General features: G+C 73.7%; 16 protein-coding genes and 1 pseudogene. 8 read left to right on the top strand and 9 right to left on the bottom strand.

Features of this window, described 5'->3' with window-relative positions:
* From GT045_RS31540 to hypA, 8 genes and pseudogenes are all read left to right on the top strand, one after another.
* A pseudogene (locus GT045_RS31540) lies at window positions 1–489 on the top strand (hypothetical protein); the annotation flags it as partial.
* 121 nt (window positions 490–610) lie between these two features.
* A complete protein-coding gene (locus tag GT045_RS31535; RefSeq protein WP_161336272.1) occupies window positions 611–1,699 on the top strand; it encodes a hydrogenase expression protein HypE in 1,089 nt (362 codons plus the stop codon).
* Window positions 1,700–1,775: 76 nt separating this feature from the next.
* A complete protein-coding gene (locus GT045_RS31530; protein ID WP_161336271.1) occupies window positions 1,776–3,569 on the top strand; it encodes a nickel-dependent hydrogenase large subunit in 1,794 nt (597 codons plus the stop codon).
* Window positions 3,562–4,116, top strand: coding sequence for a NifU family protein (locus GT045_RS31525; RefSeq protein WP_161336270.1), 555 nt, complete (start codon window positions 3,562–3,564; stop codon window positions 4,114–4,116). The genes GT045_RS31530 and GT045_RS31525 overlap by 8 nt, the downstream gene beginning before the upstream one ends.
* Window positions 4,113–4,709 (top strand): DUF5947 family protein, encoded by a 597-nt coding sequence (locus GT045_RS31520; protein ID WP_161336269.1) that lies wholly within the window; start codon window positions 4,113–4,115, stop codon window positions 4,707–4,709. Before GT045_RS31525 ends, GT045_RS31520 begins: the two co-directional genes overlap by 4 nt.
* A 20-nt stretch (window positions 4,710–4,729) precedes the next feature.
* Complete coding sequence (locus tag GT045_RS31515) at window positions 4,730–4,936, top strand: hypothetical protein (RefSeq protein WP_161291931.1); 207 nt, start codon at window positions 4,730–4,732, stop codon at window positions 4,934–4,936.
* A gap of 19 nt (window positions 4,937–4,955) precedes the next feature.
* Entirely contained in the window at window positions 4,956–5,165 is a 210-nt protein-coding gene (locus GT045_RS39195; protein WP_202515706.1) for a hypothetical protein, read from the top strand.
* 7 nt (window positions 5,166–5,172) lie between these two features.
* Window positions 5,173–5,514: a hydrogenase maturation nickel metallochaperone HypA gene (gene hypA, locus GT045_RS31510; RefSeq protein ID WP_161291929.1), complete on the top strand. Its 342-nt coding sequence runs from the start codon at window positions 5,173–5,175 to the stop codon at window positions 5,512–5,514.
* Window positions 5,515–5,575: 61 nt separating this feature from the next.
* On the opposite strand, the gene hypE is transcribed toward hypA, so the two are convergent.
* From hypE to GT045_RS31465, 9 genes are all read right to left on the bottom strand, one after another.
* Window positions 5,576–6,667 carry a hydrogenase expression/formation protein HypE gene (hypE, locus tag GT045_RS31505; RefSeq protein WP_161291927.1) on the bottom strand — a complete coding sequence of 364 codons (1,092 nt, stop codon included), beginning with the start codon at window positions 6,665–6,667 and terminating at the stop codon, window positions 5,576–5,578.
* Entirely contained in the window at window positions 6,660–7,805 is a 1,146-nt protein-coding gene (gene hypD / locus GT045_RS31500; RefSeq protein ID WP_161291925.1) for a hydrogenase formation protein HypD, read from the bottom strand. The genes hypE and hypD overlap by 8 nt, the downstream gene beginning before the upstream one ends.
* Window positions 7,802–8,092: a HypC/HybG/HupF family hydrogenase formation chaperone gene (locus GT045_RS31495; protein ID WP_161291923.1), complete on the bottom strand. Its 291-nt coding sequence runs from the start codon at window positions 8,090–8,092 to the stop codon at window positions 7,802–7,804. Before GT045_RS31495 ends, hypD begins: the two co-directional genes overlap by 4 nt.
* Before the next feature lie 3 nt (window positions 8,093–8,095).
* Window positions 8,096–10,450, bottom strand: a complete 2,355-nt coding sequence (gene hypF, locus GT045_RS31490; RefSeq protein ID WP_161336268.1) for a carbamoyltransferase HypF — start codon at window positions 10,448–10,450, stop codon at window positions 8,096–8,098.
* Window positions 10,447–11,172, bottom strand: coding sequence for a hydrogenase nickel incorporation protein HypB (hypB, locus tag GT045_RS31485; protein WP_161336267.1), 726 nt, complete (start codon window positions 11,170–11,172; stop codon window positions 10,447–10,449). Before hypB ends, hypF begins: the two co-directional genes overlap by 4 nt.
* Before the next feature lie 59 nt (window positions 11,173–11,231).
* Complete coding sequence (locus GT045_RS31480) at window positions 11,232–11,810, bottom strand: hydrogenase maturation protease (RefSeq protein ID WP_161298315.1); 579 nt, start codon at window positions 11,808–11,810, stop codon at window positions 11,232–11,234.
* Window positions 11,807–13,516 carry a hydrogenase maturation protein gene (locus GT045_RS31475; protein WP_161336266.1) on the bottom strand — a complete coding sequence of 570 codons (1,710 nt, stop codon included), beginning with the start codon at window positions 13,514–13,516 and terminating at the stop codon, window positions 11,807–11,809. Before GT045_RS31475 ends, GT045_RS31480 begins: the two co-directional genes overlap by 4 nt.
* 66 nt (window positions 13,517–13,582) lie before the next feature.
* Window positions 13,583–13,951 carry a hypothetical protein gene (locus GT045_RS31470; protein ID WP_161288484.1) on the bottom strand — a complete coding sequence of 123 codons (369 nt, stop codon included), beginning with the start codon at window positions 13,949–13,951 and terminating at the stop codon, window positions 13,583–13,585.
* A gap of 215 nt (window positions 13,952–14,166) precedes the next feature.
* Complete coding sequence (locus GT045_RS31465) at window positions 14,167–14,694, bottom strand: hypothetical protein (protein ID WP_161336265.1); 528 nt, start codon at window positions 14,692–14,694, stop codon at window positions 14,167–14,169.
* Window positions 14,695–14,968: the final 274 nt, after the last annotated feature.

Genomic DNA, 14,968 nt, shown 5'->3' with positions numbered 1-14,968 from the left:
CCCGCTCAGACCCCGGCCCAGCCCCCGGCTCAGGCGCCCGCTCAGACCCCTACTCAGACCCCGGCCCAGGCGCCAGCCTCCGGCCGGCCGGCCTGGTGGCAGGAGGGCGGTGACGACGGGCTCTTCCCCACGACGGACACCGTGCTGGTCGACGGGGTGCCCGTGGGCGGCGGCAGCCGGGTGCGGCTGCGCCCGCGCGTCCGGGGCGCCGACGCCCAGGACATGTTCCTGGCCGGGCGGTCCGCGCGGGTCTCCGCGCTCTTCCACGACGTGGACGGCAGTGTCCACCTGGCCGTCACCGTGGACGACGACCCCGCCGCCGAACTGCACGGCTGGTACGGCCGGTTCCACTACTTCCGCCCCGACGAGGTCGAACCGCTCGCCGTGGCGGACGCACCGGACCCGGGCGGCCCGGCCCGGCCGCGGTCCCCCCGGCCCGCGCGTCCGGCCGACCGTCCCGAGAAGGGACGGTCCGATGCCCACGCCTGAGGGGACCGCCGGCCACCGGCGGCCGGCCCCCGTCCCCGGCGAACCCCCCGCACCGACCCTCGCGGCCCCGTCGGCCGCGGCCTGAACGGTTTTCGAGACCCGGCTGCAACGGAGGCCAGAGATGACCACGCAGAGCGGTACCACCGAAGTCGGCGGCGAGCCCTCCAGGGCCGAGGCCCGGCAGGGGTTCGACGAGATCACCATCCTCTGGATCTCGGAGGGCATGAGCTGCGACGGCGACACGGTGTCGCTGACCGCCGCTGACCAGCCGTCCATCGAGGACGTGGTGCTCGGGCTCATCCCGGGACTGCCGAAGGTGAACCTCGTCAACAAGGTGCTCTCGCCGAGCCTGGGCGGCGAGGACTTCCTCGCTCCCTACCGGGCGGCGGCACGCGGGGAGCTGGAGCCGTTCATCCTCGTCATCGAGGGCTCGATCCCGAACCAGAACATCATCGAGGGCGACGGCTACTGGACGTCGTTCGGCAACGACCCGGAGACGGGCGAACCCCAGACACTGAACGAGTGGATCGACCAGCTGGCGCCCAGGGCATGGGCGGTGGTCGCGGCCGGTACCTGTGCGACGTTCGGCGGTATCCACGCCATGGCGGGCAACCCGACCGGTTGCATGGGTCTCGCGGACTACCTGGGCTGGGAGTTCAAGGCGCGCTCGGGTCTGCCGGTGGTCAACGTGCCCGGCTGTCCGATCCAGCCGGAGAACTTCATGGAGACCCTGGTCTGGGTGCTCCAGCACGCCGCCGGTGCCGCTCCCCCGCCGCCGCTGGACCACATGCTGCGTCCGCAGTGGCTGTTCGGCAAGACCGTGCACGAGGGCTGCGACCGGGGCTCCTACTACGAGCAGGGTGACTTCGCGAGGGACTACAACTCCCCCAAGTGCCAGGTGAAGGTCGGCTGCTGGGGTCCGGTCGTCAACTGCAACGTGCCCAAGCGCGGCTGGATGGCCGGCATCGGCGGCTGCCCGAACGTCGGCGGCATCTGCATCGGCTGCACGATGCCGAGCTTCCCCGACGCCTTCATGCCGTTCATGGACGAGCCCCCCGGCGGCACGCTGTCGACGATGGTGATCAGGCCGTACGGGGCGGTCATCCGCCGGCTGCGCGGCCTGACCAACGACATGGTGAACCACGAGCCCAAGTGGCGCCACAACAAGCGCAAGCTGACCAGCGGTTACGACCCGCACTGGCGCGCGTGACGCCCCCGGCGCCCGCGCCCGTCCCGCATCCCGCCATCCATCAGCCGAACCCGAACAGCGAGGGGCAGCACCGCAGATGACCACCACCGAGTCCCGGTCCGCAGGACGCAAACCCGCCCAGCTCGTGGACATGTCGTGGGATCCGATCACCCGGATCATCGGCAACCTGGGGATCTACACGAAGATCGACTTCGCCAACCAGGAAGTCGTGGAGTGCCACAGCACCTCGTCGCTGTTCCGCGGCTACTCGGTGTTCATGAAGGGCAAGGACCCACGGGACGCCGGGTTCATCACCTCGCGGATCTGCGGCATCTGCGGCGACAACCACACCACCTGCTCCAACTACGCCCAGCAGATGGCCTACGGCGTCAAGCCGCCGAAGCTCGCCGAGCACATCACCAACCTGGGCGAGGCGGCGGAGTACATCTTCGACCACACCATCTTCCAGGACAACCTGGTCTTCGTGGACTTCTGCGAGGCGATGGTCAAGGCCACCAACCCCGGTGTCCTGGCCCGCGCCGAGCGCACCGACGCGCCCCGCGGCGACATCCACGGCTACCGGACCATCGCCGACGTCATGAAGGCCTTCAACCCCTTCGAGGGCGAGGTCTACAAGGAGGCGCTGAAGGTCAGCAGGATCACCCGGGAGATGTTCTGCCTCATGGAGGGGCGGCACGTGCACCCCTCCACGCTGTACCCGGGCGGGGTCGGCACGATGCCGCAGCCGAGCGTCTTCACCGACTACCTCAGCCGTCTGATGCGGGTCATCGACTTCATCAAGAAGGCGGTGGCGATGAACGACGACGTCTTCGACTTCTTCTACGAGGCCCTGCCGGGTTACGAGGAGGTCGGCCGACGCCGCATCCTGCTGGGCTGCTGGGGCGCCTTCCAGAACCCGGACGTCGTCGACTACCGGTACGCGACGATGAACGAGTGGGGCAAGGCGATGTACGTCACCCCGGGCATCATCGTGGACGGCAAGCTGGTCACCAACAACCTCGTCGACATCAACCTCGGCCTGCGCATCATGCTGGGCAGCTCGTTCTACGAGGACTGGGTGAACGAGGACCCCTTCGTCACCCACGACCCGCTCGGCAACCCGGTCGACATGCGCCACCCGTGGAACCAGACCACCGTGCCGGTGCCGCAGAAGCGGGACTTCGAGGGCAACTACAGCTGGGTGATGAGCCCCCGCTGGTACCACCCGGACACCGGTGACCACCTCGCCCTGGACACCGGCGGCGGTCCCCTCGCCCGGCTCTGGTCGACCGCCCTGAGCGGCCTGGTCGACACGCCGTACGTGAAGACGACCGGCGGCGGCATCCGCATCACCCTGCCCAAGGGGGAGAAGCTGCCGGAGACCACCCTGGAGTGGCGCATCCCCAAGTGGAGCAACACCCTGGAGCGGGACCGCGCCCGGCCGTACTTCATCGCCTACGCCGCCGCCATGGCCCTGCAGTTCCTGGAGGAGGCCATGGGCATGCTCAGGAGCGGCGACACCAAGGTGTACGAGAACTTCGAGGTGCCGGACGAGGCGATCGGCTGCGGCTTCCACGAGGCCGTACGCGGTGTCCTCTCGCACCACCTGGTGATCCGGGACAAGAAGATCGCCAACTACCACCCGTACCCGCCCACCCCGTGGAACGCCAGCCCCCGCGACATCTACGGCACCCCGGGCCCGTACGAGGACGCCGTCCAGGGCCAGCCGATCTTCGAGGAGAACGGGCCAGACGACTTCAAGGGCGTCGACATCATGCGCACGGTCCGCAGCTTCGACCCCTGTCTGCCGTGCGGCGTCCACATGTACATGGGCAAGGGCAAGACGCTGACCACCGTGCACTCGCCGACGTACGGAGCCGACCATGGCTGACACCGCGGCACGGCTGGCGGACCAGGCGGTGGAGGCGCGGCTCGCCCGCCTCGACGAGGTGCTGGCGGGTCTGGAGTCCGCGCCCGGACCGGCCCTGGAGGCGGTACGGCTGCTGACCGAGGTCTACGGCGAGGCGCTCGCCCGGGTGCTGGACCACGCGGCGCAGCCGCTGCGGGAGATCCTGGCGGAGGACGAGCTGCTCGGTCACCTGCTGGTGCTGCACGACATCCACCCCGAGCCGCCCGAGCGGCGGGCCGAACGCGCGGTCGCGAAGCTGCGGCCCGCGGTGCGCGAGCGCGGCGGCGACCTGGTGTGGGCCGGCGTCGAGGGGCAGGTGGCCCGCGTCCGGCTGGACAGCGGGGGCGGCTGCGGTTCGGGATGCGGCGGCGGGTCGGCGGGCGTCGTCGACGCCGTGCGGGCCGCCGTCCTCGCCGTGGCCCCGGAACTGGAGTCGGTCGAGGCGGTCGCCGAGGAGCGCAGGGCGGCCCCGGCGTTCGTACCGCTGAGCACGATCAGGCGCCGGGCCCTGCCCGAGGAGGCGCGGTGAGCGTGGACGGCGCGCTCGCCCGGGTGATCCGCTCCACCGCCGACCGTGCCGAGCGGGCTGGGACCGAGCGCTGCGAGCTGTGTGCCGCCCACGTGAGCGAGGAGCATCCCCACCTGTACGACACCGGTGCCGCCGAGGTGCGGTGCGTGTGCCGGCCCTGCTCGGTGCTGTTCGCCGACGACGGGGCGGGCGAGGGCCGCTACCGGCTCGTGCCCCGGCGCCGGCTGCGCCTGCCCCCGGTCGACACCGGGGTGCTGGGTGTGCCGGTGGGGCTGGTGTTCTTCGTGCCGCGCGCCGACGGCACGGTCACCGCGCAGGGACCGAGTCCGGCCGGGGCGATGCGCTGGGAGGTGGACGCGGCGGCCTGGCGGCGGCTGGCCGCCGCGGTGCCGCAGCTGGCCGCCATGACACCGGATGTGGAGGCGCTGCTGGTGAACACCGTGCGCGGGCTGGACGAACACTGGATCGTGCCGGTCGACGACTGCTTCCGGATGACCGCCCTGGTGCGCCGCGAGTGGCAGGGGCTCTCCGGTGGCGGCCGGGTCTGGCCGGCCGTAGAACAGTTCTTCAGGGAGCTGACCGAGCGGTCGTGAGGACCGAAAGGAGATCGGACATGGGAAGCATCCGGGTGGGCCGGCCCCAGGCCAGGCCCGACACCCCCTCCCACGTGCGCGGACTGCACCAGGGCAACAAGGGTCCCTACAAGCACCAGACCGGACATCACCAGGACGGCACCTCCGACGCGCGCCGCTCCACCGGTATCCACTGGAAACGGCATGACGCCCTGGTGAAGGACATGCCGAACATCTCACCGGGATGAGAGAGCGGGAAGTGACGCCATGAAGGCCATGAACGCGGTGAACACGGTCGGTCGAAGAAGAAGGACCGCGCGGCGGGGTATGTCGGGACGGCGGCTGCTGGCGGCGCAGGGCGCGCTGGCGGGCAGCGTGGTCGCGGCCCTGATCGTCAAGGAACTCCCGGGCATGGTCCGTGAGTTGCGGATCTACCGGATGACCGGGGGGCTGCGCGCCCACCACCGGTACCCCTGAGGCCGGCGTGCACGAGCTGTCGATCGCGACCGCGATCGTGGAGCAGGCCGGGGAGATCGCCCGCGCGGACGGCGCCGACGGTGTCGCGTCGGTGACCGTCCGCGTCGGAGAGCTCGCGGGTGTGGTGCCCGACGCGCTGCACTTCGCCTTCGAGGTGGCCCGCGACGGTACGGCCCTCGCGGCCGCCCGGCTCGTGGTGGAGCAGGTGCCCGCGCACGCCTGGTGCGGACAGTGCGCCGAGGAGTTCGCGGTCGGCATGCCGCCGTTCTTCTGGTGTCCGCGCTGCGACCGGCCGTCCCGGGAGCTGCGCAGGGGACGCGAGCTGGAGATCACCGGCGTCGAGACCTGAGCCGGACGACGTGATCGGCCCCGCCTGCGCGGCGGGGCCGATCACGTCGTCCGGGGAGGGGTCAGCAGATGCGCGGCAGCTGCTCGCCCAGCGGCAGGTCGAGCACCCGGGTGCCGCCGAGTCCGGTGGCGACGACCACCATGCCCGGGTGGTCGGCCACGCACTCGCCGATCAGGGCGGCTCCGGCGCCCTGCGGGTGGGCGTGCATCGCCGCCAGCACGGCGTCGGCGTGCCCGGCGGGCACGAAGGCGACGAGCCGGCCCTCGTTGGCGACGTACAGCGGGTCCAGGCCGAGGAAGCCGCAGGCGTTCGCGACCTCGTCGGGGACCGGGACGGCCCGCTCGCGCAGCCGGACACCGGTACCGGAGGCTCGGGCGATCTCGTTGAGGGACGCGCCGAGGCCGCCGCGGGTGGGGTCGCGCAGGACGTGGATGTCCTTGGTGACCGCCAGCATGGTGGCCACGAGGTCCGCCAGGGGTGCGGTGTCGGAGGCGATCTCCACTCCGAACTCCAGGCCCTCGCGCACGCTCATGACCGCCACCCCGTGCAGGCCGATGGGCCCGCTGACGATGACGGCGTCGCCCGGCCGGGCCCGCTGCGGGCGGATGTCGACACCGTCGGGCACGAGACCGACGCCCGCGGTGGTGATGTAGACGCCGTCGCCGTGCCCGGACTCCACGACCTTGGTGTCGCCGGTGGCGACGGTGACGCCCGCCGCCTCGGCCGCCGCGCCGACGGCCCACGCGACGCGTTCCACGACGGCCAGTTCCACGCCCTCCTCGAGGATGAAGGCGGTGGAGAGGTACGCGGGCCGGGCGCCGCTCATCGCCAGGTCGTTGACGGTGCCGTTGACGGCCAGGTCACCGACGCTGCCGCCGGGGAAGAACAGCGGCCGTACGACGTAGGAGTCGGTGGAGAAGGCCAGCCGGGTGCCGCCCAGGCCGAGGACGGCGGAGTCGGTGAGGGCGGCGAGCGTGGGGTTGCCGTAGGCGGGGGCGAAGACCTGCTCGATCAGTTCGGCGGACAGGGCGCCGCCGCCGCCGTGGCCCATGACGACGACCGGCTGGTCGCGCAGGGGGGCGGGACAGGTCCAGTTCGCGGGGTCGGCGACCGGTCCGGTCGCCTCCACCGCTTCGGTGGCGAGATCAGCCAACGGGGTTCATCTCCTCGCGGGGGACACGGGATCCCTGCCGGGCCGGGCCGTCGGTCATGCGGCGGTAGAGGTAGTAGGCGGCGCAGGCGCCCTCGTTGGAGACCATGGTGGCGCCGAGCGGGGTGCGCGGGGTGCAGGCCGTGCCGAACGCCTCGCACTCGGTGGGCTTGATCAGCCCTTGCAGGACCTCGCCGGCCCGGCACACGGCGGGCTCCTCGGTGCGGATGCCGGTGACGTCGAAGCGGTGCTCGGCGTCGTAGGCGCGGAAGGCGTCGGTCAGCCGCCAGCCGCTGGCCGGGATGGGGCCGATGCCGCGCCAGTTGCGGTCGGCGACCTCGAACACCTCCTCCAGCATGCGCAGGGCCGCCGGGTTGCCCCGGTCGCGCACGGCCCTGGGGTAGGCGTTCTCCACCCGGTGTTCGCCGCGTTCCAGCTGGTGGACGGCGCGGCGGATGCCCTCCAGGATGTCGAGCGGCTCGAAACCCGTCACCACGATCGGCACGCGGTGCTTCGCGGCCAGGTCCGGGTACTCGGCGGTGCCCATCACGCTGCACACGTGGCCGGCGGCGAGGAAGCCCTGCACCCGGCAGCGGGGGGCCGACATGATGGCCTCGATCGCCGGGGGGACGCGCACGTGGGACACCAGCAGGCTGAAGTTGTCCAGGCCGAGGCGGCGGGCCTGGTGCACGGCCATGGCGTTGGCGGGCGCGGTGGTCTCGAAGCCGATCGCGAAGAACACGACCTGGCGGCCGGGGTTCCGGCGGGCCAGGTCGAGCGCGTCGAGCGGTGAGTACACCACGCGGACGTCACCGCCCTCGCCCTTGACCCGGAACAGGTCGCGGTCGGTGCCCGGTACGCGCAGCATGTCGCCGAAGGAGCAGAAGATCACGTCGGGGCGGGCGGCGATCTCCAGGGCCTTGTCGATGACCTCCAGCGGCGTCACGCACACCGGGCAGCCGGGGCCGTGGATCAGCTCCACCTGTTCCGGGAGCAGCTGGTCGATGCCGTGGCGGATGATGGAGTGCGTCTGGCCGCCGCAGACCTCCATCAGCGCCCAGGGCCGGGTGGCGGTGGCCCGGATCTCGTCCAGCAGCCGGCGGGCCAGTGCGGGGTCGTTGAACTCGTCGATGTACTTCACCGGACGTCACTTCCGTTCTCCTGCCGGGCGGCCTGTTCCCAGGCGTCGCCGAACTCCTCTTCGAGCAACCCCAGTTGCTCGAACAGCTCCAGGGACGCCCGGGCCGACTCCTCGTCGAGGCGCTGCAGCGCGAACCCGACGTGGACGATGACGTACTCCCCCACCTGGACGTCGGGCAGGTACTCCAGGCACGCCTGTTTCTGCACTCCGCCGAAGTCGATCAGCCCGGTGAGGGGGTCGGCGCGCTGGTCGATGGACACGACCTTGCCGGGCACTGCCAGACACATGGGTCACTCCGTCTCGTGGTGGTGGGCTGTTCCGGCGACCATCAGCTGGCCGAGTGCCAGTCCCCCGTCGTTCGGGGGGACCTCGCCGTGCCGCAGGACCGTGAAGCCGTCCCCGGCGAGCCGGACGGCGCACTCCTGCTCCAGCAGGGCGTTGGCGAAGACGCCGCCGGTGAGGGCGACGGTGGCCAGGCCGGTCGCGGTGCGGGCGCGGTGGCAGATCTCCGTGACGGCCCGCGCCACTCCCCGGTGGAAGCGGGCCGCGAGCAGCGGGACGGGGGTGCCGCGGGCCTGGTCGTGCAGAAGGGCCGTGAGCATCGGCGCGGGGTCACAGCCGAGGCTGTCCCCGCCGCCGAGGCCGAAGGGGTACGCCACGGTGTCGGAGCCGTCGGCCTCCAGCGCGGCCGCCTCCAGTTCCGCCGCGGCCTGCGCCTCGTAGCCCGCCCGGTGGCACACGCCCACGAGCGAGGACACCGCGTCGAAGAGCCGGCCCATGCTGGAGGTGGGCACACACGCCACCTGGCGTTCCAGTTGCCGGCGCAGGACCGCGCGTTCGGTGTCCGAGCAGGCGGTGACGCTCGGCAGCAGCGGCGTCCAGGGCAGTCCCGCCGCCCACAGCCGGGCCAGGGCCAGCCGGCACGGGTTGGCCACGCCGGCGTCGCCGCCCGGCAGCGGGGCGGGGACCAGGTGGGCGAAGCGCCGGTACCGGCCGTAGTCGGCGAGCAGGACCTCCCCGCCCCACACCGTGCCGTCGTCGCCGTGACCGGTGCCGTCGAAGGCCACGCCGATCACGGGTGTGGTGCCGTCGAGTCCGTGCTCGGCCATCGCGGAGGCGATGTGGGCGTGGTGGTGCTGGACGAGCACCGGTGCGCGCAGCCCCAGTCCGATGGCGCGGGCGCGGGCGCGCCGCACCGAGTGGTAGCCGGGGTGCCGGTCGGCCGCCACCCGGCGCGGGGTGACGCCGGTGAGGCGGGCCAGGTGCCGTTCGGCGCGTTCCGCGGCCTCCAGGGTGGCCAGCTCGCCCATGTCGCCGACGTGCGGGCCGAGCCAGGCGTGCTCGCCCTCGCCGAGGCAGGGCACGTTCTTGAGGTCTCCGCCGACGGCGAGCGTGGGGTGCACCGGGCGCGGCAGGCGCAGTGGGCGGGGGACGTATCCGCGGGAGCGGCGCAGCACCTGTTCGGTGCCGTCGGCGCGGACCCGGAGCAGCGAGTCGTCGCAGAAGGCGGCGATGGGCCGGTCGTGGCCGAGCCAGGCGTCGGCGAGTCCGGCCAGCCGGGTCAGTGCCTCGGCGTCGTCGGTGACGATGGGCTCGCCGGAGCGGTTGCCGCTGGTCATGACCAGCGCCCGGGGGCCGGGGGGATCACCGGGCAGTCCGAACAGCAGGGTGTGGACCGGGGTGTAGGGCAGCAGCAGGCCGATGTACGGGCTGCCCGGACAGACCTGGTCGGCGAGGCGGAGGCCGTCCGGGGTGGTGCGGCGGCGCAGCAGGACGATGGGGCGGCGGGCGGCGGTGAGGGCGGCGCGTTCCGCGTCGGAGAGGGGGGCGATCCGCTCCGCTGTGGCCAGGTCGGCGCACATCACCGCGAACGCCTTCTCCCCCCGCTCCTTGCGGTCGCGCAGGGTGGTGACCGCGCGGGGGTCGGTGGCGTCGCAGGCCAGGTGGTAGCCGCCGACGCCCTTGACGGCGACGATCCGCCCGGCGGCGAGCAGCGCCCGTGCCGTCGCGAGCGCCTCCGCGTCCCGGGCCGGGCGGATCCCGAGGTCCTCGGCCGGGGTGAGGGCGAGGCGGGGCCCGCAGTCGGGGCAGGCGACGGGCTGGGCGTGGAAGCGCCGGTCGGCCGGGTCGCCGTACTCGTGGGCGCAGGCGGGGCACATCGGGAATCCGGCCATGGTGGTGGCCGCCCGGTCGTAGGGCATGCCGGTGGCGATGGTGAAGCGGGGGCCGCAGTGGGTGCAGGTGGCGAAGGGGTGGCGGTGGCGGCGGTCGCCGGGGGCGGCCAGTTCGCGCAGGCAGTCGGCGCAGGTCGCGGTGTCGGGCGGCAGCTGGGTGCGTCCGGGGGCCCGCTCGGTGGAGCGGATGGTGAACGGGCCGTTCTCGCCGGTGGCGGGCAGGTGGACGCCGTCGACCGAGGTGACGGTGGCCAGCGGCGGCGGCTGAGCGGCCAGTACCGCGCAGAAGCGGTCCACCTCGTCCGCCGGGCCCTCGATCTCGATGAGCACGCCGTCGCCGGTGTTGCCGACGAATCCGCTCAGGCCGGTCGCGGTGGCGAGGCGGTGCACGTGCGGGCGGAAGCCGACGCCCTGGACGGTGCCGCGCACGGTGAGCCGACGGCGGACCCGTCCGGCGGCGGGGGCGGTCATGCTACGGGTGCGCTCGGGGCGTGGTGGTGGCCGTGCGGGTGCGGGGCGAGGGGCGGCCGGTGCGCCGGGGCGCCGTCGCGGGCGGCGAGGGCGCGCTCCAGCAGGGTGCCGACGCCGGCGCCGGTGCGGGCGCAGGAACGTACGATCTCCACGCCCGGGTTGACCCGGTGCACGTTCTCGTGGAAGAGGCTCTCGTCGAAGCCGGCCGGTCCGGCGAGGTCGGTCTTGGTGATGACGACCAGATGGGCGGAGCCGAACGCGGTGGGGTATTTCAGCGGCTTGTCCTCGCCCTCGGTGACGGCCATCAGCACGATCCGCAGGGTCTCCCCGAGGTCGTAGGAGGCCGGGCAGACCAGGTTGCCGACGTTCTCCACGAAGAGGACGGAGGTCTGCGGCGGCAGCCAGTCCTCGAGGCCGGCGCCGACCTGGCGGGCCTCCAGGTGGCACAGGCCGTCGGTGAGCAGCTGCCGGACGGGGGCGCCGGAGCGGGCCAGCCGGGTGGCGTCGTTCTCGGTGGCCAGGTCGGCGGTGAGGGCGGCCACCGGGACGCCCTGCTCCACCGCCCGGGCCAGGACCCGGCCGAGCAGCTCCGTCTTGCCGCTGCCGGGACTGGACAGCAGGTTGACCACGGTCACCCCCTGCCGGGCGAGCTCGCCGCGCAGGGTCGCGGCCAGGTCGTCGTTCTTCGCCAGGACGGCCTGTCTGACGTCGGACCCGCACATGGGCGCTGCTCCTCGGATAGGTGACGGAGCCCGGGCCGCCTTCCGTGCGGCCCGGGGTCTCACCGATCTTCGGCGCCGCCGGGCGCGGCACCGGGCAGCGCAGCCGTGTGCGGGGGCCCGGATTCCACCGGGCGGCCCAACGGGGGCAGCGGCGCGGCGGGGTCGTCGAGCAGCGCGGGCAGGAGCGTGTGCAGCGCGTCCACGGCCCGGCCGACGGCTTCACGCACCGTCGTGCTGAGTCCCGGCAGGAGGTCGTCGTCGCTCGGCAGGACGGCGGGTTCGCAGGCCAGGACGAGGACCCGGGGCAGTGGCTCGTCGCCCAGGTGGGTGGCCAGGGCCAGCACCTTCGCCGGGTCCATGCCGTGGGCCTCGGGCGGGACGGTGCCGTCGGGGGGCTCGGCCTCGATCAGGGAGAGGGTGCCGGGGCGGTGGCCGCGCGGGGCCGCGTCGACCAGGACGGCGGTGGCGTAGCCGGACAGCAGGTCGTAGGCGAGGTCCATGCCGCGGATGCCGTAGTCGCGGACGTGTACCCCGGGCGGCAGGGGGCGGTCTTCGAGGGCGCGGATCACCTCGGGGCCGAAGGCGTCGTCGGCGAGGAAGATGTTCCCGACGCCGGCCACCAGCAGTCGCGGCGTCACCGGAGGTCTCTGCCGGCCGGGGCGAGGGGCCGGGGTGAGGCGCCCGGTGTCTTGCGCACGAAGGCGGCGCGCAGGGCGTGGTAGGGGGCCTCCGGGTCGAAGAAGACGGCGTGCATGCGGGCCAGTTCGTCCTCCCGGTAGCGGGCGAGGGGCCGCTCGTGTTCGTCGGCCGTGCGGGCCGCGGCCTTCTCGGCGAGGAGGCGGTCCAGGCCGGCGGTGGCGGCGAGGTCGGTGGCCAGCCGGCCGACCTCGGCCGCGAAGTCCTGGGGTGCGGCGGGCACCAGCCGGTCCACGAGTCCGATCCGGTGGGCGGTCGCCGAGCTGACCGGCAGTGCCTCGGCCGTCAGCCGGCCGGCCCGCTCCGCGCCGACGCGGCGCGGCAGGGTGTAGGTCCAGAACTCCGAGCCGTACAGGCCCATCCGGCGGTAGTGCGGGTTGAGGACGACGCCGGTGCGGCACCACACCTGGTCGGCGGCGAGGGCGAGCATGGCGCCGCCGGCCGCGGCGTTGCCGGCGAGCGCGGCCACCACCAGCCGGTCGGTGGTGCGCAGCACGGCCTCGACCAGGTCGTCCATCGCGGCGAGATTGGTCCAGGACTCCTGGGCCGGGTCGGGGGCCGCCTCGATGACGTTGAGGTGGATGCCGTTGGAGAAGAAGTCGCGCGGCCCGCCGAGGACGAGGACGCGGGTGGGCCGGCTGAGCGCCTCCCGGTAGGCGGCGAGCAGCCGGCGGCACTGGCCGGTGCTCATCGCGCCGCCCGGGAAGGAGAAGGCGAGGAAGCCGACGTCGCCCTGCTGCCGGTAGCGGATGTCGGTCCAGGTGCGCCGGCCGGGCGGCAGTTCCAGCGGGGCGGGGTCCTCGGGGAGCGCGGGACCGGGTCGCCAGGAGGAGAGTACGCACGCGGCCGGCCGGCGGAAGGGTGCCGGGTCGCCGGAGTTCTTACGGGGGCGCAGTTCCGGGATCCAGACGGCGCCGTCGCGGGTGGCGCGGCAGACGGCGCCCGCGCGCTGGGCCAGCAGGGCGCCGGGGCGGCCGCGCAGCCGGTCCTCGGGGTGGCCGCCGTGCAGGAACACCTCGCGGCCGAGGAGTTCGTCCAGGACGCCGGGCTGGGAGTCGGCGCCGCGCAGTGCGCGCAGGACCGTCTCGGTGTCGTCCCGTTCCCAGTCGATCCGCCGCCGTTCCTGCCGGAAGACGTCGCGCCGGACGACGGTGACCGACTCGTCGGTCTGCGGCAGCGGCTTGTGGGCGCCTTCGGCGTAGCGCCGTACGGCCGTCAGGACGGCGGTGACGGCGGCGTCGGACGCCTCGTTGCGGTACAGGTCGCTCTTGCCGACGGGCGGGACGGTGAACGGCTCGGCCGCCCAGATGGCGCCCGCGTCCATGACCGCCTCGGCCTGGAGCACGGTCACGCCCCAGCGCTCCGCCCGGCCGGAGAGGGCCCAGTCGAGCGAGGAGGGGCCGCGGTCGCCCGGCGGGCCGGGGTGGACGATCAGGCAGGTGTGCTCCCGCCATACGTCCTCGGGCAGCGCGGTCCTGAGCATCGGCGCGACGATCAGGTCCGGGCGCAGCTCGCGCACGGCCGTCCGGACCGGGTCGGGGCCGTGCGCGGCCAGGACGACGTCCACCTGGTGCCCGTGGTCCGACAGTTCGGCGTACAGGCGCTGGGAGAGACTGTTGAACGCGCTCGCGACGAGCAAAATGTTCATGACACGGCATGCTCGTCCCTGTGCGGGGCGCAGTGAAGAACCGCGTCGGCGTTTCGCCCGCCTCGGTCAGGTCTCTTCCTCCATCCGGATCGCATTGCGCAGGTCCTCGAACGCCTGGCCCCGCTCCTCCCGGTGCGCCTCCAGCAGGGCCGCCGCGATCGCGTCGAGCTTGCGCTGGACGGCGTGCTCGGCGCGCATCTCGGCGTTCTTCAGGAGGGCCAGCAGCAGGAGCGTGACCGCCGTCATGGACTCGCCCGCGAGCAGCAGCAGTTCGAGTGGCAGGTGGGCGGCGTGGGCGGCGACGAAGAAGCCGATGAGCAGCAGACAGAAGAGGAAGAACGCCGGGGAGCTGGTGAAGTTCGAGGCGTACTCGGCGAACTGTTCGAACCGGCCGCGGCGGGAGCCGCCACGCTGCACGGGATTCTTGAAGGTCATGACCGAGCCTTTCCCCACGGCGGGCACCGGGAGCCCGGCCTGAGGGGTGGGGTCCCCCGGGGGACGGTGGAGCCCGGCCAGAGGGGTGGGGTCCCCCGGCGGACGGTGGAGCCGCCTGAGGGGTGGGGTCCCCGAGCGGACGGCCGGACGGGGCTGGGCCGCCCGGCGCCCGGCGGGATGGCGCTGGTGGGGCGGTCCGGGCGCGGCGCGCGGGATCAGGCCGCGAGGGGCCGGCCGGGGGTGAGGCGGTCGAGGAGCTGCCCGCGGTGCAGCTCGGTCACGGGGGCCAGCAGGTCGGGGTGGCGGAGCAGGGCCGCTGCGCGGCGGTCGCCGTCGCCGGGGGCGAGCAGCCGGCGGAACTCGGCCGCCGTCTGGCTGCCGGGGTCCGTGTCGGCGAGCGCGGCGACCGCCAGAGCGGCCAGACGGGCGTCGGTGAGCAGCGCGGCGGCCCAGCTGGCCACGACCTCGTCCACCCAGGTGCGCCACGCCCACTCCTCGGCCGGGTGGTCGCCGTCCGGCTCCGTGCCGGTGATCCAGTCGAGGCGGCCCGCGCCGCCGGGGCCCGCCAGGGTGACCAGGCCCGCGTCGATGTCGGTGGGGTACCGGAGCCGGGCGGCGGCGGTCACCGCCTGCCGGGCCTGCGCCTCGCACAGCGCGGCGGCCAGCGCGCCGCCGGCGGGCGGGTAGGCGCCCGTCAGCCAGCGTGCCGTCGCGGCGATCAGGGGGGACAGGTCAGAGAGCACAGCCGGGCCGTCCGAGGGGCGATGGAGTACAGGGGGCTCCGTGCCACGGTAGCCGGACGCCCGGCACGGCCGGGAGGGGGTGCGAACCAGGTCATATGTGACCTGACCCACCTCCGGTGACGGACGGGGTACGCGGATGACCGGTCGCGTGTCGGGGTGCGCGGCTCAAAGGGGGTGGCTCAGGACCTGCGGTGCAAGGGGGCGCGGCTCCGGGCGCGCCCCCGACTGGATGCGGCTCCAGGGGCGCGCCCCCGAGTCGGTGCGGCTCAAGGGG

The organism is Streptomyces sp. SID486 (genome assembly GCF_009865385.1).
GTDB lineage: Bacteria > Actinomycetota > Actinomycetes > Streptomycetales > Streptomycetaceae > Streptomyces.
This window is presented reverse-complemented; position numbering and strand designations above follow the sequence as displayed.